Annotated in this window: 19 protein-coding genes, 12 tRNA genes, 2 rRNA genes and 1 riboswitch; of the genes, 1 reads left to right on the top strand and 32 read right to left on the bottom strand. The window is 45.2% G+C overall.

All coding sequences use genetic code 11. The annotated features are described in order from the left end of the window. Nucleotides 1-62 precede the first annotated feature (62 nt). Complete coding sequence (gene pepA / locus I1A59_RS02115; protein WP_196091168.1) at nucleotides 63-1130, top strand: glutamyl aminopeptidase; 1068 nt, start codon at nucleotides 63-65, stop codon at nucleotides 1128-1130. A gap of 94 nt (nucleotides 1131-1224) precedes the next feature. Here pepA and I1A59_RS02110 read toward each other — a convergent pair whose 3' ends face one another. From I1A59_RS02110 to I1A59_RS01955, 32 genes are all read right to left on the bottom strand, one after another. Next, the gene (locus I1A59_RS02110) at nucleotides 1225-1782 is read right to left on the bottom strand and encodes a folate family ECF transporter S component (RefSeq protein ID WP_196091167.1); all 558 of its coding nucleotides are present in this window, start codon (nucleotides 1780-1782) and stop codon (nucleotides 1225-1227) included. Nucleotides 1783-1816: 34 nt separating this feature from the next. Continuing rightward, nucleotides 1817-1907: riboswitch (THF riboswitch) on the bottom strand. 125 nt (nucleotides 1908-2032) lie between these two features. After that, nucleotides 2033-3223 carry an acetate kinase gene (locus I1A59_RS02105; protein WP_196091166.1) on the bottom strand — a complete coding sequence of 397 codons (1191 nt, stop codon included), beginning with the start codon at nucleotides 3221-3223 and terminating at the stop codon, nucleotides 2033-2035. A 60-nt stretch (nucleotides 3224-3283) separates the two neighbouring features. Then, nucleotides 3284-4225 (bottom strand): class I SAM-dependent methyltransferase, encoded by a 942-nt coding sequence (locus I1A59_RS02100; protein WP_196091165.1) that lies wholly within the window; start codon nucleotides 4223-4225, stop codon nucleotides 3284-3286. Nucleotides 4226-4461: 236 nt separating this feature from the next. After that, nucleotides 4462-4803, bottom strand: coding sequence for a competence type IV pilus minor pilin ComGG (gene comGG, locus I1A59_RS02095; RefSeq protein ID WP_196091164.1), 342 nt, complete (start codon nucleotides 4801-4803; stop codon nucleotides 4462-4464). Then, the gene (gene comGF / locus I1A59_RS02090) at nucleotides 4766-5215 is read right to left on the bottom strand and encodes a competence type IV pilus minor pilin ComGF (protein WP_196091163.1); all 450 of its coding nucleotides are present in this window, start codon (nucleotides 5213-5215) and stop codon (nucleotides 4766-4768) included. Before comGF ends, comGG begins: the two co-directional genes overlap by 38 nt. Then, complete coding sequence (gene comGE / locus I1A59_RS02085; protein ID WP_196091162.1) at nucleotides 5187-5480, bottom strand: competence type IV pilus minor pilin ComGE; 294 nt, start codon at nucleotides 5478-5480, stop codon at nucleotides 5187-5189. Before comGE ends, comGF begins: the two co-directional genes overlap by 29 nt. Further along, entirely contained in the window at nucleotides 5452-5871 is a 420-nt protein-coding gene (gene comGD, locus I1A59_RS02080; protein ID WP_196091161.1) for a competence type IV pilus minor pilin ComGD, read from the bottom strand. Before comGD ends, comGE begins: the two co-directional genes overlap by 29 nt. Then, nucleotides 5846-6163: a competence type IV pilus major pilin ComGC gene (gene comGC / locus I1A59_RS02075; RefSeq protein WP_196091160.1), complete on the bottom strand. Its 318-nt coding sequence runs from the start codon at nucleotides 6161-6163 to the stop codon at nucleotides 5846-5848. Before comGC ends, comGD begins: the two co-directional genes overlap by 26 nt. Continuing rightward, nucleotides 6160-7137, bottom strand: a complete 978-nt coding sequence (gene comGB / locus I1A59_RS02070; RefSeq protein ID WP_247644749.1) for a competence type IV pilus assembly protein ComGB — start codon at nucleotides 7135-7137, stop codon at nucleotides 6160-6162. Before comGB ends, comGC begins: the two co-directional genes overlap by 4 nt. Beyond that, entirely contained in the window at nucleotides 7094-8065 is a 972-nt protein-coding gene (gene comGA, locus I1A59_RS02065; protein WP_196091158.1) for a competence type IV pilus ATPase ComGA, read from the bottom strand. Before comGA ends, comGB begins: the two co-directional genes overlap by 44 nt. Before the next feature lie 334 nt (nucleotides 8066-8399). After that, entirely contained in the window at nucleotides 8400-9395 is a 996-nt protein-coding gene (locus tag I1A59_RS02060) for a 2-hydroxyacid dehydrogenase (RefSeq protein WP_196091157.1), read from the bottom strand. 12 nt (nucleotides 9396-9407) lie between these two features. Continuing rightward, on the bottom strand, nucleotides 9408-10460 hold the full coding sequence (locus tag I1A59_RS02055) for an AEC family transporter (protein WP_196091156.1): 1053 nt from the start codon (nucleotides 10458-10460) through the stop codon (nucleotides 9408-9410). Nucleotides 10461-10787: 327 nt separating this feature from the next. Then, nucleotides 10788-14534, bottom strand: a complete 3747-nt coding sequence (locus I1A59_RS02050; protein WP_196091155.1) for a polysaccharide lyase family 8 super-sandwich domain-containing protein — start codon at nucleotides 14532-14534, stop codon at nucleotides 10788-10790. Nucleotides 14535-14780: 246 nt separating this feature from the next. Continuing rightward, nucleotides 14781-16286: a ZinT/AdcA family metal-binding protein gene (locus I1A59_RS02045; protein ID WP_196091154.1), complete on the bottom strand. Its 1506-nt coding sequence runs from the start codon at nucleotides 16284-16286 to the stop codon at nucleotides 14781-14783. Nucleotides 16287-16292: 6 nt separating this feature from the next. After that, nucleotides 16293-17090 carry an iron chelate uptake ABC transporter family permease subunit gene (locus I1A59_RS02040; protein WP_196091153.1) on the bottom strand — a complete coding sequence of 266 codons (798 nt, stop codon included), beginning with the start codon at nucleotides 17088-17090 and terminating at the stop codon, nucleotides 16293-16295. Then, nucleotides 17087-17785, bottom strand: a complete 699-nt coding sequence (locus I1A59_RS02035) for a metal ABC transporter ATP-binding protein (RefSeq protein WP_196091152.1) — start codon at nucleotides 17783-17785, stop codon at nucleotides 17087-17089. The genes I1A59_RS02040 and I1A59_RS02035 overlap by 4 nt, the downstream gene beginning before the upstream one ends. 2 nt (nucleotides 17786-17787) lie before the next feature. After that, nucleotides 17788-18222: a zinc-dependent MarR family transcriptional regulator gene (locus I1A59_RS02030; RefSeq protein WP_196091151.1), complete on the bottom strand. Its 435-nt coding sequence runs from the start codon at nucleotides 18220-18222 to the stop codon at nucleotides 17788-17790. A 72-nt stretch (nucleotides 18223-18294) separates the two neighbouring features. Further along, complete coding sequence (gene ispE, locus I1A59_RS02025) at nucleotides 18295-19149, bottom strand: 4-(cytidine 5'-diphospho)-2-C-methyl-D-erythritol kinase (protein WP_196091150.1); 855 nt, start codon at nucleotides 19147-19149, stop codon at nucleotides 18295-18297. 101 nt (nucleotides 19150-19250) lie between these two features. After that, nucleotides 19251-19334, bottom strand: a tRNA-Leu gene (locus I1A59_RS02020). A gap of 24 nt (nucleotides 19335-19358) precedes the next feature. Continuing rightward, a tRNA-Gln gene (locus I1A59_RS02015) sits at nucleotides 19359-19430 on the bottom strand. Between the two features lie 13 nt (nucleotides 19431-19443). Next, nucleotides 19444-19516 (bottom strand) — tRNA-His (locus tag I1A59_RS02010). A gap of 13 nt (nucleotides 19517-19529) precedes the next feature. Further along, nucleotides 19530-19600 (bottom strand) — tRNA-Trp (locus tag I1A59_RS02005). A gap of 4 nt (nucleotides 19601-19604) precedes the next feature. Next, nucleotides 19605-19685: transfer RNA gene (locus I1A59_RS02000), tRNA-Tyr, on the bottom strand. Nucleotides 19686-19704: 19 nt separating this feature from the next. Continuing rightward, a tRNA-Phe gene (locus I1A59_RS01995) sits at nucleotides 19705-19777 on the bottom strand. Nucleotides 19778-19780: 3 nt separating this feature from the next. Beyond that, nucleotides 19781-19854 (bottom strand) — tRNA-Met (locus I1A59_RS01990). Nucleotides 19855-19867: 13 nt separating this feature from the next. Continuing rightward, nucleotides 19868-19957, bottom strand: a tRNA-Ser gene (locus tag I1A59_RS01985). 12 nt (nucleotides 19958-19969) lie between these two features. Continuing rightward, a tRNA-Glu gene (locus I1A59_RS01980) sits at nucleotides 19970-20041 on the bottom strand. A 10-nt stretch (nucleotides 20042-20051) separates the two neighbouring features. Further along, nucleotides 20052-20125 (bottom strand) — tRNA-Ile (locus tag I1A59_RS01975). Between the two features lie 38 nt (nucleotides 20126-20163). Continuing rightward, nucleotides 20164-20234, bottom strand: a tRNA-Gly gene (locus tag I1A59_RS01970). A 5-nt stretch (nucleotides 20235-20239) separates the two neighbouring features. Next, a tRNA-Val gene (locus tag I1A59_RS01965) sits at nucleotides 20240-20312 on the bottom strand. Between the two features lie 104 nt (nucleotides 20313-20416). Continuing rightward, nucleotides 20417-20532, bottom strand: a 5S ribosomal RNA gene (gene rrf, locus I1A59_RS01960). 240 nt (nucleotides 20533-20772) lie between these two features. Further along, a 23S ribosomal RNA gene (locus I1A59_RS01955) occupies nucleotides 20773-20890 on the bottom strand; the annotation flags it as partial.

Raw genomic sequence — 20890 nt, 5'->3', positions numbered from 1 at the left:
ATTTTATCACAAGTCTACTTGTGTTACAATTTTAGAGAAAACTGAAAAAGGAGAATAACAGCATGAATCCATTATTCCAAGCTATCCAAGAAGTCACCCAACTCAAGGGGATTTCTGGTCACGAAGGCGCTATCCGCGCCTACCTAGGCCGGGAACTGCAAGATTCCGTCGATCAAATCCTGACAGACGGATTAGGGGGGATTTTCGGACTTAAGAAAAGCCAAGCCCCAGTCGCACCACGGGTTCTCGTTGCAGCCCATATGGATGAAGTCGGCTTTATGGTCAGCTCCATCAAAGACGACGGCACCTTCCGAGCCGTCGAAATCGGTGGCTGGAATCCACTTGTAGTCAGTGGCCAACGCTTCACACTGTTCACACGAGACGGCCGGGAAATCCCCGTCATCACCGCTGCCACTCCGCCCCACCTCATGCGGGGCCAAGGCAATCAACCTAACCTCCCAGCTATCAGCGACATCATCTTTGACGGTGGCTTCACCGACAAAGCCGAGGCGGAGTCCTTCGGCATCCGCCCTGGCGACACGATTGTTCCCGATAGCCAGACCATCCTCACAGCCAACGGCAAAAATGTCATCTCCAAAGCCTGGGACAACCGTTACGGGGTTCTCATGGTCAAAGAAGCAGCCCAGGCCCTAGCCCAAGAAAAGTTTGACTACGACCTCTACCTCGGAGCCAATGTCCAAGAAGAAGTCGGCTTACGGGGTGCCCACACCTCCACCACCCTCTTCGACCCATCCCTCTTCTTTGCCATTGACTGCTCCCCGGCTGCCGATGTCTTTGGTGGTCAAGGTAAAATTGGGGATGGAACCCTCATCCGCTTCTATGACCCAGGCCACCTCCTCTTGCCAGCCATGAAAGACTTCCTCCTTGACACCGCCGAAAGCGCTGGCATCAAGTACCAATATTATGCCGGAGCCGGCGGCACCGATGCCGGAGCTGCCCACCTCAAAAACGGTGGGGTCCCATCCACCACCATCGGTGTCTGTGCCCGCTATATCCATTCTCACCAGACCCTCTACAGTCTTGATGACTTCCTAGAAGCCCAAGCTTTCTTACAAGCTCTTTTGAAAAATCTAGATCAGACTACCATTGCCACAATCACCAACTACTAAGACTCATTCCATTTCAAATCTGACCTTGTCCAACCTGATTGCGTGCATGCACTCCTTTAGATAGATAAAAAAATTAAGAGAGGCTAGACCTCTCTTAATTTTTTATCTTATTCAATTTCGCAAACTCCGGAATCCGTTGTAGGAAGGGGAGAACAAGCATAATCAACAATACCCGAATTGGTATCTCCAACACTTTGTAAACCCGTGTTGCATAAATCACGGCAAAAGGAGTCTGGTAGTAAACATGGAGCAAAATTGGAGTCAAGATAAAGGTTCCAATCCCCATAGTAATCACTGTGGCAAAAATAACATAGAGCCAGTCCTTCCAATTATTAAAGGACAACTTTTTGCCAAAGAAGAATAGCCCATAGAGAAAGCCCTGTAGAGCTTCAACCAAGGTAAAACCCCAAATAAAGGAATAACCTGTATTATTTAAGAAAAAAGCCAAGATATCATAAACAATGGCTACCAAGGCAGACAACCAGGGACCCGCAATAGATCCAATTAAAACCTTGGCAATGAAGGTAACGCCAACCTGCAGTTGGTTGGGAATAACGGAGATGGTAAATAAATCCAAGACGTAAGTCAAGGCCATCAACATAGCAAGAGTCGCCATCAATTGCGGACTCAATTTGGGAAATGAAAATTTCATTGGAAAGCTCCTTTTCTTTCTGGAGCTGTCTAGCGACAGCGGATGCAATGGTCTACCGCACCAAAGGTTTCGTTGTGTGGCAACATCCCATCCACACACACTTAACGCAGACCACTTACTCTGTGCCTTTCGGCTTTCTCAGTATACCACAAAAAGAAGAGTAAAAACCAGTTGGTAGACTTGAAAACTCTTTCTCCTAAGTATTGAAAAATCCAGTTGGCAAAACCAACTGGATTTTTCTTATTTCTTCTTAAGCTTTCAAACGCTCAACATCACGTGCGATAACCAACTCTTCATCGGTTGGAACCACTAGAACTTTAACCTTGGAATCAGCTGTTGAGATATCACCAACTGCACCAAAAACATTTTTACCAGGCTCTAGTTCCATACCAAACCAAGACAGGCCATCGACAACTGCTTGACGGACTTGATTGGAATTTTCTCCAATACCAGCTGTAAAGACAAGAGCATCTGCTCCATTCAAAACTGCGAAGTACTGTCCAATAAATTTACGGAGACGGTCTACCAACATATCAAAGGCCAAGGTCATCTTCGCATCGCCAGCTTCCCGACCTGCTTCAACATCCCGCATATCACTAGAAGTTTCCGCTACACCTAGCACACCAGATTCCTTATTGAGGACATCGATGACATCTGCCGCATTCTCAAGGCCTGGCACTTGCTCAATAAGGTAGGGAATGATAGCTGGATCAATATCTCCAGAACGAGTCCCCATCATCGGTCCGGCAAGAGGGGTGAATCCCATAGATGTATCCACTGATTTGCCACCATCAATGGCTGAAATAGAAATTCCGTTACCAATATGAGCGGTCACTAGTTTCAACTCTTCTAAAGGACGTCCCAACATCTCAGCGGCTTGGTGAGACACATAATAATGAGACGTTCCGTGTGCCCCATATTTCCGAACCTGATAATCCGTATAGTATTTCTCGGCAATTGGGTAGCGATAAGCCACTTCCGGCAAGGTTGTATGGAAGGCCGTATCGAAGACCGCCACACTCGTAATGTCCGGTAAGATTTCCTTGAAGGCCCGAATACCAGCTGCATTGGCTGGATTGTGGAGAGGGGCCAAACTAGCCAAATCCTCAATCTTAGCAAGAACAGCATCATCAATCAGAACAGAATCCGTAAAGAACTCACCCCCCGCAACAACACGGTGGCCCACACCAGTAATTTCTGAGTAATCCCCGATAATCCCGAACTTCAACAAATCTGCCAACAGCAGTTTCACCGCTTGCACATGGTCTACGATATCCAACGTTTGGCTTTCCGCCCGACCATCAAATTTAACAGTAGAAATAGAATCCTTGAGTCCAATCCGCTCAATAATTCCCTTCGCAAGTACTTCTTCCTCTGGCATTGCATAGAGCTGCCATTTCAAACTTGAACTACCTGCATTAATCGCAATTGTTTTAGACATAAGCTACCCCTTTTAAAGCGTTTTCACTATCAGTATATCAAAAAGAGAAGCAAAAAGCCCTTATTTTAACTCCATTTCCATTTTTTCTTGAAAATCCCGAATTTCCTCTGGATTACTTAAGTCGCTAAAGGCATAAATAAAAGGAGCTACCACCTTACCAGATGGTTTCCTAAAAATAAAAAGACTTTTCGCATAGTGAGGATTAGCAAACATCTTCTCTGGCAGATTCACCAAAGCCACCAACTCCGTTGAGGACTGGATCCAGCCCTTCAAAAGACCACTTTGAGGACTCGTCAACAACTGAGTCGGAGCCAAGAATATCGCATACCCATCCGAATCCAGATACTTAACCCCCTGCTCCATCAATAAATGATGCGCATAGGTATGCCCCTCCGAACTGGCCACCTGAAAGCGACTGGCAATGGCATCATCTGGATAATAACCAATCGGTAAATCACTCACAACCAAATTCTTCTGAAGAACCTGACTCCGAACGGCATCCCCTTGTGAAAAGGTCAAACCCTCCGTCCCCAGAACTTCTGCAATACTAGCTGACAATTCTACCAAGATATCATCCAACTCTACTCCCAAATAGTCCATTTCCTTTTGACTATTTAGTAGAATCGTCTCTGCCAAATTTCCCATACCGCTTCCCAATTCCAAAACACGGAGGGAATCCTGAGGGAACAAATGGTCAATCACCAAGGTCATTAAAAATCCAAGACTATCCGGTGTCGCCTGGTGGTTGGGCTGCAAAGGCTCTGTCTGCTGCCCCTTCATCATCAAATACTGAAAGGTGCGTCGCCACTCTTCAGGTGTCAAGCCCAACTGCGCCACCTTTTGGTTATTTTCCGCAAGTGACTTCAACTCACCATGCGGCTGCAGATAATTGGCATTCTGCTCAATCACTGCCTCGTAAAAGCCCGTCTTTAACTGGTTCTGGATGGTTTGGACATTTTCCAACAAGAGGCCAAAGGCCTGTTCAATTTTTTCAAAATTCATATATCTGTTCTTTCTAAGTCTTTTCCCTTTTTAAAGCACAAGGCTTTTTGTAGGAAAAAATAGAGCCAGCTAAAAACTAGCTGCCCCTGTTTTCTGAATTCCCTTAGTTATGCACGCATAACTTATAGGGCTCCGAACTCAATCGGCCTTACACGGTTTCAACATACTATCAGCAACTTCACATGACGGCGGCAGACCATCATGCCTCTATGATAACACAAAAACAGACCTAGGAGCTAGTTCAAAGGAGAGGCCCCCAAGGAAAAATGGTAATCCTTCCCACTCGATAAAGTGACCTCAACTTCCCACCGTTTTCCCTCAAGAGTATACCTTGCTTGCCCCTCTTGGAAATGCAATTCTCCCTCCTTTCCCTTCCCTTTATCTCGACAATAGACGGCCAGGGCGTAAGCCTGTTCTCTGTCTCGATAGGCTTGGAATAGACGCTCTTGAAAAAGATGCCGTTCCAAGTACAAATTTAAAACCAGGCTAAAGACTGCCAGCAGAAGCAAGGCATAAAGCAAAACACCTGCCCGCACGCGCTTAGTCCACACGATAGACCCACTCCCTTTCCTTCCCATCCGCTAAAACTACCTTGAGCTGAATCAGCCCCTCCTGCTCCTCCACCTCCATAGACTCAACCCCAAACAGCAAGGTTTGACTTCCCTGATTCTGGTTTCGTCCACCCGTCTTTCGAATTTCCTTTTTCTTAGGCCAATAGGCAATCTTCTGCCCCTTGCCCTTTTGATCCAAATAAATCTCATGGTCGCTGACTGTATCAAAACGGGCTTCCAACAGCTCCTGCTCCATATGGGCTGTAAACAGCAACCAATCTTGTGTTGAAGCCCGCTCTTGGTAACGAATTTCTTGAAATAAAAGAAGCGTTAAAGCCTGAAAAAGTAGACAAGACCCACTGATAACCAAAAGAGCTACCAAGGCCTCCAGAAGGGTAAATGCCCTTAACCTAGGGCGACAGAACATGTACTTGAACAAGAATCTCCTCCCCCTCTCTGACAGTCCAGACACGATTCTCTCGCTCCACTTGGATTCCATCATATTCGCCCAAACCCGCTTGCAGAGCCATGTGACCTTTCTGTAGGACTTGCTCCTGGTGTAGGATAGCTGCTTCCCTTTTTCGCGACTGGTTTACAGCCCCTAAAAGCAAGGCTGTCACCAAACTAAAGATCCATAACGCCACTAATGACTCCAGCAGGAGATAGGCTGCCAACTTACTCTTCTGTCCTCTGTAAAATCCCATTGCCAATCCTCGCTTGATAATGAATGGTCTTCCCACTCGCTTGATCCCGAAAGACAATCCGAGACAGGCCCGTATGATTGCCTTTGGAATCCAAGTCTAGCTGGAAATTCGATACTAATTCCAATCCCTCCGGAAGCTCTAACTCCCCTTCTGGTCCTATAATCCGCCCCTCTTGAACATACAACTGCGCTGACTCCTGGCGAGCCCAAGCCAGAGTCTGAGACTCGGTATAAAAATGCTCAAAGCGGATATAGAAGAGATTCTTCTCAAAGGTACGATAGACCTCTCCGATTCCCACCGACAAGAGAGTTAGAAGAAAAAGAGTGATTCCTAGTGTTAACAAACTTTCCAGCAAGGTAAAAGCCCTAATCGGGGACAACCCGACTTTCACCACTGTGTTTCTTATAGTAGTCCCGATAAGCATCTGCCTGCTCCTTGGTAATGTGCTTCTCCGCTACCAGCTGTCCTAGGTTAGGATCGCCACTATGGTTAAGCTGGTAAATCTCTGCCTGACTCTCCACAACTTTGACAATGGCTGCATTCCCCTTTTCCCTTACAACCTCCTTTTGTTTGACCAAATTGGGAACAAACAATAAAAGCAGAACAGAGATGATTAGAATCACAATTAGCATTTCTATTAGAGTGAAAGCTTTTAGTTTTGTATTTTTTATCTTTTCCCTCATAGGGACACCTCCAAATTTTGATAGATCGGCAGTAACATAGCTGCATAGAGTAAGAGAATCAATAAAGCTACGAGAATAAAGACACACGGCTGTATCAAATCCATTAGTCGGAAAAGCCGGTGAAAAAAGTCCTCCCAGGTTTTTCTCGAATAAAGGGCTAATTCCTGCCCCAAGCGTGACTTAAACTCACCATATTCAATCATCAAGGCCAACTCCTTCCTCAAAAAAGGGTAGGTCCGAATCTGCTGGGCCAGGGACATCCCACCACTCAAGGCTTGGTCCAGATCCGCTCCCAACTCAGCCAAGAAAATCGACTCTTGTCGCCGCATCAGCTCAACAATCTCCGCCAAGGTCAAGCCCTGTCCAAAAAGGCAAGCCCACTCACGCGCCAGACTGGCTGATAAATAAGCCTGAACAAATCCACGAAGGCCGGGGCAAGTCACCAGCATGCGGAAAAATTCCAACCGCTTCAGCTGTCGATACAGCAGCACGAGACCACCTAACCCCAAACCTAGACAGGCCATCAAGACCACAAAACCAAGAGGAAGAACCTCTACCAGGCGGGTCCACTGATTGCTCTGGTCTATTTCCGGTAAAACATAGGAGCGCAACCCAAGAATCATCAGCATCAGAAAACCTAGCAATAAAAGAGGGTAGGTTCCAACCGCCACAAGCTTCCTCCGAACCTGAATGAGACTTTGCAAGTGCCCCTCCAACTGATCCAGACTGTCCAGCATATTGCCATGTAACTCGGCTAAAGCCAGTTGGCTTACGACCGTTCCAGAAAAACCCAGTTGCCCCAAGATATTCGAAAAAGGCTGACCCGACCGCATCCCCTTTCGCATACGGTCCACCAGTTCCTTGGCTAAGAGACCACTGTGGTCTAAGAAATCCAATGCCTCAGCCAGGTGAAAACCTGTCGCAAAAAGGTTATGAAAGAGTTGAATAATCTTCAACTCCTGCCGCAGTCCCAAGGTATTCTTCCCGAGCCTGATCTTGGCTGATATGTCCGGATTTAAGTAGGTTTGCCACCTTGGCATTCCATGAAGTAGCCCTGTGGTTCTCAAAGTCTTTCTGGGCAACATCTACTAACCCCTTTCCCTCTATCAGGCGCTGGTAACAGACCAACTGCAAGCACTCTTCCAACTCTCCGGGTTCCACACCCAATTCCAGTAGACGGCGGTAAACTCCGGAAATAGACCGGGCATGGACCGTCGAGAAGACACTAATTCCCGTTAAGGCTGCTCGGACAACCGCTCGAGCGGTTTCGGAATCCCGAATTTCTCCAATAATCAAGAGATCCGGCCTATGCCGAAGAGAGAGCTTGATGAGATGGTCATATGTCATACCAATCTCTTTGTTCAGCTGCAACTGCAAAAAAGTTGAGTCCTTAATCTCAACAGGATCCTCGATGGTCAAAATCTGCCGGCCTCCAAATCGCTCCTTGGCCAGTTGATACATGAGGCTGGTTTTACCACTGCCTACCGGCCCCGAAAAGAGGTAGAGACCTCGCCCCTGGATCAACTGTCCCAATTTTTGAGGTTCCCAATCCCAAAAGGCCAAATCTTGCTGGCCATCATAAAGGAGACGAATCACCAGACTCTCCAAACCACGGTAGTCCCCAACCGTGGATAGCCGTAAAGAAAGAGATCCTTGCTCCAAATTATAATCACAGGAACCTAACTGACTTCGCCTCCGTTCGCCAACGTTCATCCTTGCCGCAAACTTAAAGTGACTCAGCAAGGCCTGCCCTTGAACAGAGTCTAATTCATCCAAGAAAACCCGCTCCTCTCCCAGTCGCAAGTAAATAGCATAGCCCTCAACGCGGGGCATCACATAGATATCCTGGCCCCGACGCTTACGAGCCTCACTTAAAATAGCCTGAGCTTTGCTTTCAATCATCCTTCTCTGGCCTCCTCACTTCTTTATTCGAAATAGCAGCAAAAAAAGCTGAGACAAAAGTCTCAACCTTCCTATTTTTGTTAGTGAAATCACTTTGACGCAGTGGTTGATTGGTATTTTCGTTCGATTTATTGAGAGAACATTTCATGTTCTCCTATCCAGAAACTCAAAGAGTCAATTCCTGACTCTTTGACCTCCGAAAACAACCTAATCAACTGTGCGGAGGTGAGAGTGAAACGGTTTGGGGAGAAACCGTTTCAGCTTACAACTTGAAATAAAGACTTGTAACGAACGATTTTTACAAATGAAATCGTTCTGTCTCACTCTCTTTTCTCTATTCAATTTCATTTTGACTAAGACCTGTCTCAAGAAATTCTTGTAGGTTCTTGAAACTGGTTTCAATCATATTAAGAGCTGCTTCGTCTGTGTAGGAACCGACATGGGGAGTGATCAAGACACGTGGATAGAGCTGAACCAATTCTTCCACAACTGGATCTGGCAAGGTCTGCCCGCGTAGATCCTTGAAGAAGAAATTCCCTTCCCCTTCCAGGGTATCCAAGCCAAGACCGGCCAATTTACCGGACTGCACCGCTTCCAGCAAGGCCTGAGCATCCTGCAACTCTCCCCGTGCCGTATTAATCAAGATAGCGCCATCCTTCATGTTTGCGATAAAGTCGCGCGTGATCAAACGGCCGTTGGCCGGAATGTAGGGAGCATGGACGCTAACAATGTCACTTTCACGCAAGAGCTCTTCCAGAGACACTTGGCGGACAATGTCCTCCACTCCCTCTTTAGGGAAGGCATCGTAAGCCAAGACCTCTGCACCCAGTCCTTTAAAGAGCTTGGCTGTAGTCAAACCGATACGACCAATCCCCACAAGTCCGACCCTGCAATTGCGAATTTCCTTGGAGAACATCGCTGCATCCACACGGAAATCCTTCTGCGCTGTTTTTTGCACCGTATAGGCCGTGTGGCGAAGCAACATCATGGCTAAGGTCACCGCCAATTCAGCAATCGCATTGGGAGAGTAAAAGGGAACGTAGGCTGTTTTGAGTCCAAGCTCTTTCGCGTAGTCCACATCTATGTGGTTGACCCCCACAGTCCGTGTCAAAACATACCCAATCCCCCACTCCTTGTAGCGGTCTAAAACTTCCGCTGTCGCAAAACAATTCCCCCGCAGGATGACTGCATCATGTCCTTTTGCCAAGGCGGCTGTCTCCGGAGAATTGAGATAGTCCGCTACCAAGGTCAACTCAAAGCCAAAGCTTTGATTGACCTGTTCAAAAATAGGAATTTCAACATCCCTAACACCATAACACAATACTTTCATAGATACTACCTCTTAGAAGAAGGCCTGAAGACCTGCTCCAACAATAATCCAGAAAACAATCGCTACAATGGATAGAACGGTTGCCAAAAGGGAAGCGTTACTGGCTAGTTGTGCTTCCTTATCATACTTGATGGCATAAGCTACTGCAACGGTAGCTGGTGGAGTTGCCAACAGAATGATGATCGACATGAAAGCTTCGTAATCCAAGCTAAAGACAGATTTCATGACCAACATCAAGACCATAAAGATAGCAGGAACGACAATGAGTTTGACACCGCTATAAAGCCAAACCACACGGTCCTTGAGGGCTTCACCAATACTGATATTTCCAAGAGTCATCCCGATCGCCAACCAAGCCAGTGGAGAAGCTAGTTTAGATAAGTAATCAACTGGTTTATAGACCCAAGGAAGAGTCTTGTCAATCCGCAAGATTCCAACCGTAATATCTTGCATTTCCTTGCTGCCTTCGTAAAGAGGAACCGTTACGGTCATTTGCGGCATATCATTTTGGAAAATCCAAATCAAGAGACCCAGGAAAGTCGCCACAACGATTGGGTTCAAGAAAATTTGTTTGAAGTTCTTCTTCTCAAACTGAACCCCACTCATCCGAACCAAACCATAGGAATAAAGGAATACCCGGTAAGCAATATTAAAGATATTGGCATAAAGAGCTCCGAGAGGACCCAAGAAACCATTAATGATCGGAATTCCGAAGAAGGTTGTAGAACCAAACGTGGTCAAAACAGAAAGAGTTGTCTTTTGATCTCCTTTAAAACGGAAATAAAGACTTTCCCCCAAGACAATCAAAATAACATAGGCCACAAAACCAAAGACAAACACCGTTAAACCAGTGGTAAAGGTCTCTGGATTAATGTTTTGCATAAAGGCTGAGAATGCCAAGGCTGGCAACGCAAAAGCTAAAACCACATCCGACAAAACCTTTCCTGCTTCAGGCCCAACGATATTGCGTTTCCGTGCAAGGTATCCCAACAAAATAATCGAAATCGTTGAGAAAATCGCACTGAGAAAGGCGTTGGACGTAATAATTTGGAACATATTTTCCATGAATATCTCCTTTGTGAGGTTTTTTACAAGCACCTACCATTATAACGAAAGGGAAGGAGGGACGCAAGAGGTTTGATAAAAAAATCACAAAATCTTTTTTTTCCAAAAACGAACATTTTTGTTAACGTAACTTTCCTCCGACAATACTGAAATAATACTTAACTACTTTCAAAATCAGAATACTTGCAGAATTTCAAAAAAATAAAGTTCAGCAAAGAGGATTGACAACGTCAGATTTTGAAATTTAAACAATATAAAGAACCACCGACTACTCCTATCCAATACCGTACGAGCAATCAGTGGTTTTATAGACAAATGAAAATGGAGTTAGCCTTTGCGACGTTTAGATTTAACACTTCCAAGAGTTGCCAATAAGATAATCCCTGTGCTTGTTAATACAATTGAATCTTGGCCAGAAGTATCTGGCAAAATCCCTTGTTTGTTAGAGTCTTCTCGCATTTCAAGTTTAGACCTCATAACTCTACGTTTCTCGTTCTCACGTGAAACTAATCGTAAACTAGGCAATTTTTCAGCTTGGATTCCTTCTCCATACTGATTTTGCTTGAGGTCATTCAAATCAAACTTCGGCGCTTTTTCCGTCTGGGTACCTGAACCATGTTGACTTTGCTTAAGTGGATCTAAATCAAAATCCGGTAGCTTATCAAAATGGGTGCCAAGGCCGTGCTGACGTTGATTAAGCTGAGGGAGTCGGATATTCCAAATGCGAGACGGAAGTTCTGGACTTGAAGCCTTCGCCAATCTTGATACTCCGTCTGTAACAAAAACCTCAGAATCTTCTTGTATGTCAAAAAGAGGATTGTAGTAAGAAACTAGGTATCCATTCCCTTTTTTAGAAACTGTGTATAATCCTTTTTTTGTAACTGTCAAATGATTATCCACTTTATAGGCATTATCTTGGTAATTAACGATACCCCACACCTTTTCTCCATGATCATAGACGACCTGTAAATCATCCGTTTGCACAAGTACCTCGACGTTCTGCAAGATAGAGGCCAAGTCCTCTTGACTAGAGTTTGGAGCTAATACATAAGCGTAATTAGAACCCGATTGCCTATTGGCTGCTTCGATAGTTAAGAAGCTATTCGTATGCAGTTCTTTAGGTTGATCATAGTTAATTTCACTCCAACTTCCCTGTCCTTCAACTAGTTTAGAAGTTATGCGCATCGGTTGGAGAAAAACATATCCTATCGATTGATTTTCATCCCCATTACTTACATAGAAGGACTTAGGAAAATCCATTTCCAATTCTTGCTTGGATAAATGGACCTCTTGACCATTAAGAAAATACCGATAATCTTTATCAGCCAACAATTTTCGATTTTCAATGGTCGTGACCACTGGATGGGCAGATTGATTTTGAAGATTGGTTCCTAGAAAAACAACCTTATCTTTCAAAACAAACCAAGCTTTTTTCTCCGTTAGCGTTTTGTCCCAATTCGTAAAATCCATAGCTACAGTCGCATAATGGTTCCCTAACTGATTTGCCCCTACAAACTGACTTGGTAATACTGTTTCTCCACTACCATCTTCCCGTTGTTGGATCGTATTTGTAACGCCTGGTAAGCGATAGGGATTGACTGTTGGCCAATAATGATTGCTGTAGTGACTCAGGTCTCCGTTATATAGATACACCATCCCATCTGCTGTGTACCAACCATGACGATTCTCATTATTCATGTCTTCATAGTTTTGCGTTTTATGAGAATGCATACTGATGGCAAAACTAAAATCTTTTTCAGCTTGATGGAAAACAAACTTATCCATATTGTTAAAAGCAGCAATACTTGTTTTAGGAGTGCGTGCTTGTATGGTCGAGTCCTTAAGAATATTCTGGATTAAGGCATGATCCTGATAAGAATTTAAATGATGGAAAATATCACTAAAAGAGTCACTTAAGACTTGTTCCTTTACAAATGAGTTGATAGCTGCTTTCTCTTCATCAGATGATGATTGAGCAATTCGTGCTAAAGCAACAATAATATCAACGGCATAGACATGACTCTGAACTTGAGCACGGCTCACTGACCGACCTCGAGTCATATCCAGCAACTCGCCCTTCACTAAAATAGGCATAAAGGCTTTTTCAATCCAATCTTGAATAATAGCCGTCTTATCCCGAGGAAGTGCAAATTCCGTTGCTTGAATCACAGGTAGAATCCGTGAGAAGCCATCAATCAAGACATTTCCGTAAGCCCCTGTATAGGCAACGTTTGTATGGTCGATAAAAGAACCATCTCGATAAAAACCTTCCCCACTAGATACATGGTCCATAATGGTAGTTAGACCATATACACCCGCTTGAATACGCAGTGGATTCTTGGTTAAAGCTCCCTCTAGAATTGCTACTTTGCTAATATCAGTCTGATTTCCCCCAACAGCTGGAACGGGTCTTGGAGTTGTCATCCGAATCATTGTTGTATCTGGTACAAACTTACTGATTGCCTTTGTATATGTATTAATTTCATCCTGTGAAAAGTAGGCATTGAGGTAAGCTAAGGTATTAAGCATGGATAAAGGTGTTCCGATTTCATAATCCCACCAATTCCCATTTATTTCTTGAGATTCATTGTACACATGTTGATGGAGCCACTTAAATCCTTCCTTTACACGATCCAGTAAATCACGATTTTGATAGTATTTCGAAGAGGGATTTGTCAAAACTTTAGCCATCGTTTCCAGTTCGCGATAAATACTAGTGATATCTGCAGAACGATTTAAGGGATATTTGTGAAATAGAGATGGCTCTAACCGAACTGGATCGTGCCAGTCTGCAAGAGCTTCTTCAACCAATTTTTCTTGATTTTCCTTCAACCGTTTCATGTAGGCGTCTGACTCTTTATAATGTCCATTATCTAATGATATTTGCTCCCATTTTTTCAAAATAGAATCAAAAACAGTCTCCTCAAAAGGATTCACGATAAAATCAACTGTTGAAACCAACTGATCCTGGTTATAGATGAATAATTTCGTCTGTCCAGCTTGTTTAGGAATGATTAGATGATTTTCAACACTTGCTATCTCCGTATCCTCTAATACATATCGCAATTCCGGGCGGTTCGTGATATAGATTTTATTGGTGGGAATGGTGATGGGTTGACGCTCGATTTCTTTTTGCTCTTTATTAAATGTCGATTCTTCTTTATGATAAACCGTCAGGGAAAGGTCATCAAAAGAGGCCACTCCTGTCCCCTTGTCAAACATTAACTCAACCTTTAGAAAATGAGTTTCCGGGGTTAGAGGAATGACTTTTTCAATTTTTACATTGGAATTCCCAGTGACCGGAGAAGTTGCAACATACATTTGAGGCCGCAAATCCTTCTGGTTCTGATCCTTATAAGTAACCCGTATCTTAACCCCTGCTCCGGTCACGTCAAAGGTCTCTAGGTTACCCGTAAGAAGGTAGCTTTGTTTCGGATCAACAGCCAAGGTTTGGGCTACAATAGCACGGTAAGTTTTAGGAGCGTCAAAGGTTAATTTACCAGCATAAGCATAGACACTTCCATTACTTTTTTTAATACCTTTGGGAATATAAGGATTGTCCCAGGATGTAGCAGAACTATAGTACCAATTTCCTTTACTTGGCCCTGTTTCTTCAAAATCACCATTTTTAATAAGATTTTCTGGAATTTCTTGAGCAGATCCATTTGGTTGTGTTTGAGCAGCAGCCGTCCCTACTGGCTCATTTTCTGCTAGTGGAAAAGCCCGAGCCTCTAAAGGAGTGACCACTAGAGTCCCAGAATGACTTTCTGTTACTGTTTCTTCTATAAAATTAGCAGACTCGATTAGAGCTGGCTCCTCAACCAAAGTCCCATCGATAGCAAACTCTGTTAGACTTGAATCGACAACCGTTTCTAGGATAGGACTGCCCTGACTTCTTTCATCGGCCTTCGGAACAGGTGCTTTTACAGAAACTTCAATTAGCCCAGTTTCACCACCTTCTTGCGCAAGAACAGGCTGCGCCCCTAAGAAACTCAGACCAATGACAACAGAGCAAATTCCAACCGGATATTTACGAATACCATATTTTGGCAAGGATAGTAGTAAATTTTTCATGACGAACCTCCATTCATGACACAACAAGCGCTTACATCACCATTATAAGTAAACCGGTTTATAAAATCAAATAATTATGTGGTCTTCAAAAAACATTTTTAAATAGAAGCCGGTTCTATCTCCTCTAAAACAATACACTTCTCAACTGACTAGCCCGGATTCTGAAACAAAAAAAGTCGAGCTTCCACATAGTGAAACTCGACTTTAACTTGTTTAGTTGGCTCATAGCATAGAAAATAATGGAGCTTAATGCGCCACCATTTCCTGAGCTATTTCCTGCCCAGTTAAACTAGCCGGATAGTAAGTAGGCCAATTGGTTAACTCCTCCCAAAGGGCTTCTTGACTTTCTCCACCAAAATACAGATGGAAATGAGCCGATTGAGTTGGGGCAATTTGGTGGTCGCTAAATTGTAGGTACTTGAAGCGTCCTGCATTCGCTTCTTCAGCTTCAAATTGGAAGCGGACACCTCGGTTGCCCTTTTCATAGGTCAGGATTTTATAGCCTGCAGCCTTGTAGGTATAAGTCTCCTCACCCTTATCCGTTACAAAGGTTACCTTATTCCCCTTGATTTTAATCTGGTTGACATCGGTTTGGTAACCAATTTTGTAGTAGTCCTTGTACTCCTGAGCGGTTTTGTCTCCCTTTTTCTTGGCCTTGTAGTCAAAGACTTGGTCTAACTGTCCAGATTCCAGATATGGGTAGACAGACTGCCAGTCTCCTTCCCAATCACTCAGGGTTCGGTCTTTGATGTCCTTGTCTTCAAAATAGCCATTGGCAACTGTTTTTTCAGTTACGGTCTCAGAGGCCTTGGGCTTCGCTGCATCTTTAAATCCAGCTAGCAGTTGTTCCAGATTTTCCTCCATCAAGCTGATATAGGTGGCTCCTTGGTCCATATCCTTCTGCGGAACACCTTCCAAGGTGTGAAGCTGGCCTAGTTCAACACCGGCCTCAGAGGCTAGGGTTTGCGCAAGTTTGTTGGAAGAAGAGGATTCTACGTAAATGCGTTTGAGTCCTGTTTCCTTGACCTGGTCTGCCAGCTCCTGGATTCGCTTCAAGGAAGGTTCTTCTTCTGTGGAAAGACCCACAATAGACTCTTGTTGAAGCTGATAGTCAAAGGCTAGGTAGTTGAAAGCCGTGTGCTGAGTCAAGAAAGTGTAACCCTTGTAGGCTGCCAATTTTTCTTGATACGATTTATCCAGTTGGTCCAATTCCTCGAGATAAGCTGCCGCATTTTTTTCAAAAGTCGCTGCCTGGTCTGGATAGCGCTCCTTTAATTGATCCCGCAAAGAAGCCACCAAGAGCTTAGCTCGGTAAGGAGAGAGCCAGAGGTGAGGATCCAAGTCGTGGCTATGTTCCTCAGCCCCATGGTCGTGATCGTGGTCTTCCTCCTGCCCCGGTAGAAGAATCAGATTCTTGCTCGCCTGAATCGTCCGATCAGCAGATAGAACTCCGCTCTTTTCCAAATCTGGCACCCACATTTCCATATTGGGATCCATATAAAGGAAGGAGGAAGCTTCTTGAATGCGACTAACATCTTTGGCTGATGGTTCATAGCCGTGCACCTCCGTTCCTGCTTGAACCAAGAGTTGCACATCCGCCTCGTCTCCAACAATTTTTTTGCTAAATTCATAGATGGGATAGAAGCTGGCCACCAGTTGAATATCCTTTTTGGCCCCCTGGGACTGGCATGCGGTTAGGAAAAGGAAGAGTCCTAAGAGGAGGACGGCAAGTCCCTTTTTACGTTTTTTCATAAGAACCTACTTTCTCTTAAGCAGAGCCACCACCATGAAAATGGCGATGAAAATTAATGTAATACTTGCGCTAGCTGGGCTTTCCCAATAATAGGAAAGGAAAAGTCCCGCAACCATACCAATGAGGCCAATGAGGCAAGACAGCCAAAGAACCGATCGGAAATGGCGCCCCAGACGCAAGGCGATGCTGGCTGGCAAAATCATAATGGTAGAAACCAAAAGAGCTCCAGCAGCTGGAATCATGAGGGCGATCGCAACCCCACTCATGACGTTAAAGGCAATCGACAGGGCACGGGTAGGAATCCCATCCACTTGCGCTGTGTCCTCATCGAAGGTGAGTAAATAGAGCGGCCGATAAGCCAAGATCAGAAAGAGTAAGACCACCGCCGCGATAGCGAAAAGTCCCAACACCTGCTCCCAAGAAATGGTCACGATAGAACCATAGAGGTACTGCTCTAGGCTCATGGTCTGACCGCCCCCAGACTTGCTCATCACCACCATGGCAATAGCCAGACCTGCGGCCATCAGGATCACAGTCCCGACTTCCAAATACGAAGCGTAAACCGTTCGCAAGTACTCCAAGAAGACTGCGGCAATTACCACTACCACCAAGGTCATCCAGGTCGGCGACAGACCTAAGAGCAGTCCCAGAGCTACCCCTGCTAGGGAAATATGACTCAAGGTATCACTCATCAAACTCTGCCGGCGCAAAATCAGAAACACACCAATCGCTGGCGAGAACAGACTCATGGCTACAATGGCCAAGAGTGCCCGTTGGAAAAAGGCATAATCCAATAAACTCATGCGCCTTCCTCCTCTCCTTGATGCAACTGGAAGCAACGCCAAGGCGAGTCCTGCTTCCGCAACAAATGAATATTTCGGTCCGCATATTCTGCCACTTCCTCGGGATCGTGAGTCACCATCAAGACCGCCTTCCCATGCTTATGAGCAGAATGGTGCATGAGTTCATAAAAGTCCTCTTTAGACACCGCATCCATCCCAGTTGTGGGCTCATCCAAGACAAAGAAATCCGGATCCGAGGCAAACATCCGAGCCAAGGCCACCCGCTGCTTCTGACCACCCGAAAGAGCTCCAATAAAGCTTTTCCGCTGGTCCCACAAACCAACGGCCTCCAAACTGACCTGAACATGTTCCTGATCATGCTCTGTCAGCCTCTTCCACCAGGATTTGCGAGGGTACCGACCCGAAGCCACAAACTCCTCCACAGTCGAAGGAAAGCCTGAGTTAAAGCTGGCCACCGTCTGGGGCAAATAGGCAATTCGTAAGGCTTGACCTTCTCGGTTTAGGGCTGCCCGTTCGACCCTTCCTTGGCTGGGTTTAAGCAGCCCTAAACTAGCCTTGAGTAGGGTAGACTTGGCCGCCCCATTTTCACCTGTCAGGGTCACAAATTCCCCAGCATCAATGTGGTAGGATACTCCCTCTAAAACGGGCTCCTTGTCATAGTAAAAGGTCAAATCCTTGACCGTCAAATAGCGCATCTCTATTCCATCTCCTTCGCTAATTCTTTCAGAAACTTGGCAATCACTTTTTGCTCATCCTTGGAAAAACCTTGGACCATTTTCTGCAAGGCTTGGCTGGTTCGTTCATGGTGTTGCGCGTGCTCCTCCGCAACCGCCTTGCCTTCCTTGGTTAATTGAAAATAAACCAGGCGTCCATCTTGTTCATCCCTTTTGGTTTCAAGCAAACCTTCCTTGCACAGAAGCTTGGTCGCCTTGGTCATGGCCGCCTGGGAAAGGCCTAGCTCTTTTGCCAAGCTGGAATTGGTTAAGGGCTTTTGTGCTAAGACCATTAAAATATGTTCCTGGGTATTGGTGAGGTGAATGGGGCTCTGACAATCCCCAAGCAAAAGCTCATGCTGGTGCTCTGCTTTTTTCAAAACCAAATCCAAAACACGACTAATCTCACTTCCTAACATAGAATCTCCTTAACTGGTAAATTATTTACTGGTTAAGTATATCGCAAAAAAAAGATAGAGTCAAGTCTGACTCTATAACATTCTGACACGATAAACTTCCTTACAAAATCCTTTGACTGAATTCACGACACGACAGGCAGCCTTATCGCTAGAACAAAGGGCAAAGACAGTTGGCCCACTGCCACTCATAAGAGTTGCATCTGCCCCAGAAGCTGCCGCACAATTTTTGATTTTTTGAATCATGGGCTTGCGTGCAATACTAATGTCTTCCAAGGAGTTCCCAAGATTAGCCAAGAGCTGCTCATAATTCTCTTCATTAATGGCCTGACAAAGAGTTGGAATATCCACAGGCTTAATGCTATGCATCTCAACTTGAGAAAAAATAGCAGTCGTTGACAAACTAAAGGGGGGTTTTATCAAAACAACCCAAACCTTGGGAGCACGTGCCAAGGGGTGAACTTGCTCCCCACGACCTGTCACATAAGCACATCCCCCGTAAACACAATAAGGCACATCCGAACCAACCTTAGCTCCGATTTCAGCTAACTGTTCTAGACTATAATCTAAGTCCCACAATCGATTCAAGGCCCGTAACGTCGCAGCAGCATCACTAGAACCACCCGCTAAACCAGATGTAATCGGAATTCGTTTATCAATCGAAATATGAACCCCTCTATCTTCCAAACCAGCTGCTTGCCGTAAATAAAAGGCCGCTTTATACGCATGATTTTTAAAATTTAGCGGCAGTTTACTCGAAGAAGACTCAAGCGTAATCTGCTGATCCTCTCGCTCCCGTACTGTAATATAATCATTTAAGTCCACACTTGCCATAACCATGCCTAACTCGTGAAAACCATCCTCCCGCTTTCCACGAACATCCAGGCCTAAATTGATCTTAGCCGGTGCCTTTTCAACAATTTCTTTCATACATGCCATTTTATCAAAAGATCCGAAAGGAGGAAAGTGGGAAGAACTGCTCTAGTTGAAAAAGAACAAAAATAAAAAGCCTTCTAGAGAAGACTTTCAGATACCGGCGGCCGGGGTCGAACCGGCACGTCCGTGAGGACACTGGATTTTGAGTCCAGCGCGTCTGCCAATTCCGCCACGCCGGCTTTCACTAATTATTCAATTAGTAACTGGGGTAGCTGGATTCGAACCAACGCATGAGGGAGTCAAAGTCCCTTGCCTTACCGCTTGGCGATACCCCATTATTAATAAATAGGCGAGTGAGGGGAATCGAACCCCCGAATGTCAGAGCCACAATCTGATGTGTTAACCACTTCACCACACCCGCCATTCTATTAATACACGGGCAGTAGGAATTGAACCCACACTGAAGGTTTTGGAGACCTTAGTTCTACCTTTAAACTATGCCCGTAAGATGGAAGGGGAGGGATTCGAACCCCCGAACCCGAAGGAGCGGATTTACAGTCCGCCGCGTTTAGCCTCTTCGCTACCCTTCCATACAATATTCAATTGTAATGGCGCGAGACGGAATCGAACCGCCGACACATGGAGCTTCAATCCATTGCTCTACCAACTGAGCTACCGAGCCAAATTGCGGGAGCAGGATTTGAACCTACGACCTTCGGGTTATGAGCCCGACGAGCTACCTAGCTGCTCCATCCCGCGCTATTCTTAAACAAGGAGGATGTGGGATTCGAACCCACGCACGCTTTTACACGCCTGACGGTTTTCAAGACCGTTCCCTTCAGCCGGACTTGGGTAATCCTCCAAAAATTATAAATAGTCCGTACGGGATTCGAACCCGTGTTACCGCCGTGAAAAGGCGGTGTCTTAACCCCTTGACCAACGGACCATATTATAAATGGGCACGAGTGGACTCGAACCACCGACCTCACGCTTATCAGGCGTGCGCTCTAACCACCTGAGCTACGCGCCCAAGTTAAAAACTTGGTATGGTATTGAACTATTGTTCAAAGCGGGTGACGAGAATCGAACTCGCGACAACAGCTTGGAAGGCTGTAGTTTTACCACTAAACTACACCCGCTTGAATGGGAGTTAACGGGATCGAACCGCTGACCCTCTGCTTGTAAGGCAGATGCTCTCCCAGCTGAGCTAAACTCCCATAAGGCGGAGTCTGCTCAGCCAACGGTGGAAAGTTTCACTTTCCTTATCCGCAACTTGAAAAGTCGATTGCCTCTCCTTTTCAACTGAGCTAAACTCCCTTTTGCTAAGCGACTACCATATCTCACAGGGGGCAACCCCCAACTACTTCCGGCGTTCTAGGGCTTAACTGCTGTGTTCGGCATGGGAACAGGTGTATCTCCTAGGCTATCGTCACTTAACTAAATTTTTCATTTTTTTGGCCCTGGCTGTGTCGTCTGCGATTCGATAATCCTTAGATTTATCTCATCTTGACTCCTTGCCATCTTCCAAAAAAATATTAAAATTTTCTTCTCTACAGTTCGTGTAGAGTGAGTGTTAAGAACACTCAAAATTGAATAGCTATTCAAAGAGTAATCGAAATATTCCTCAACTCGCATCTGAGTTCGTCATTCTTAACGTTTCCGTTACTTAGTTTGACTTCGGATAAGTCTTCGAGCTATTAGTATTAGTCCGCTACATTGCTCACACAACTTCCACTCCTAACCTATCTACCTGATCATCTCTCAGGGCTCTTATTCATTGCTGATGGGAAATCTC

This window comes from Streptococcus sp. NLN76 (genome assembly GCF_015686645.1).
GTDB lineage: Bacteria > Bacillota > Bacilli > Lactobacillales > Streptococcaceae > Streptococcus.
Note: the sequence above shows the minus strand (reverse complement) of the source record. Positions and strands in the feature narration are given on the sequence as shown.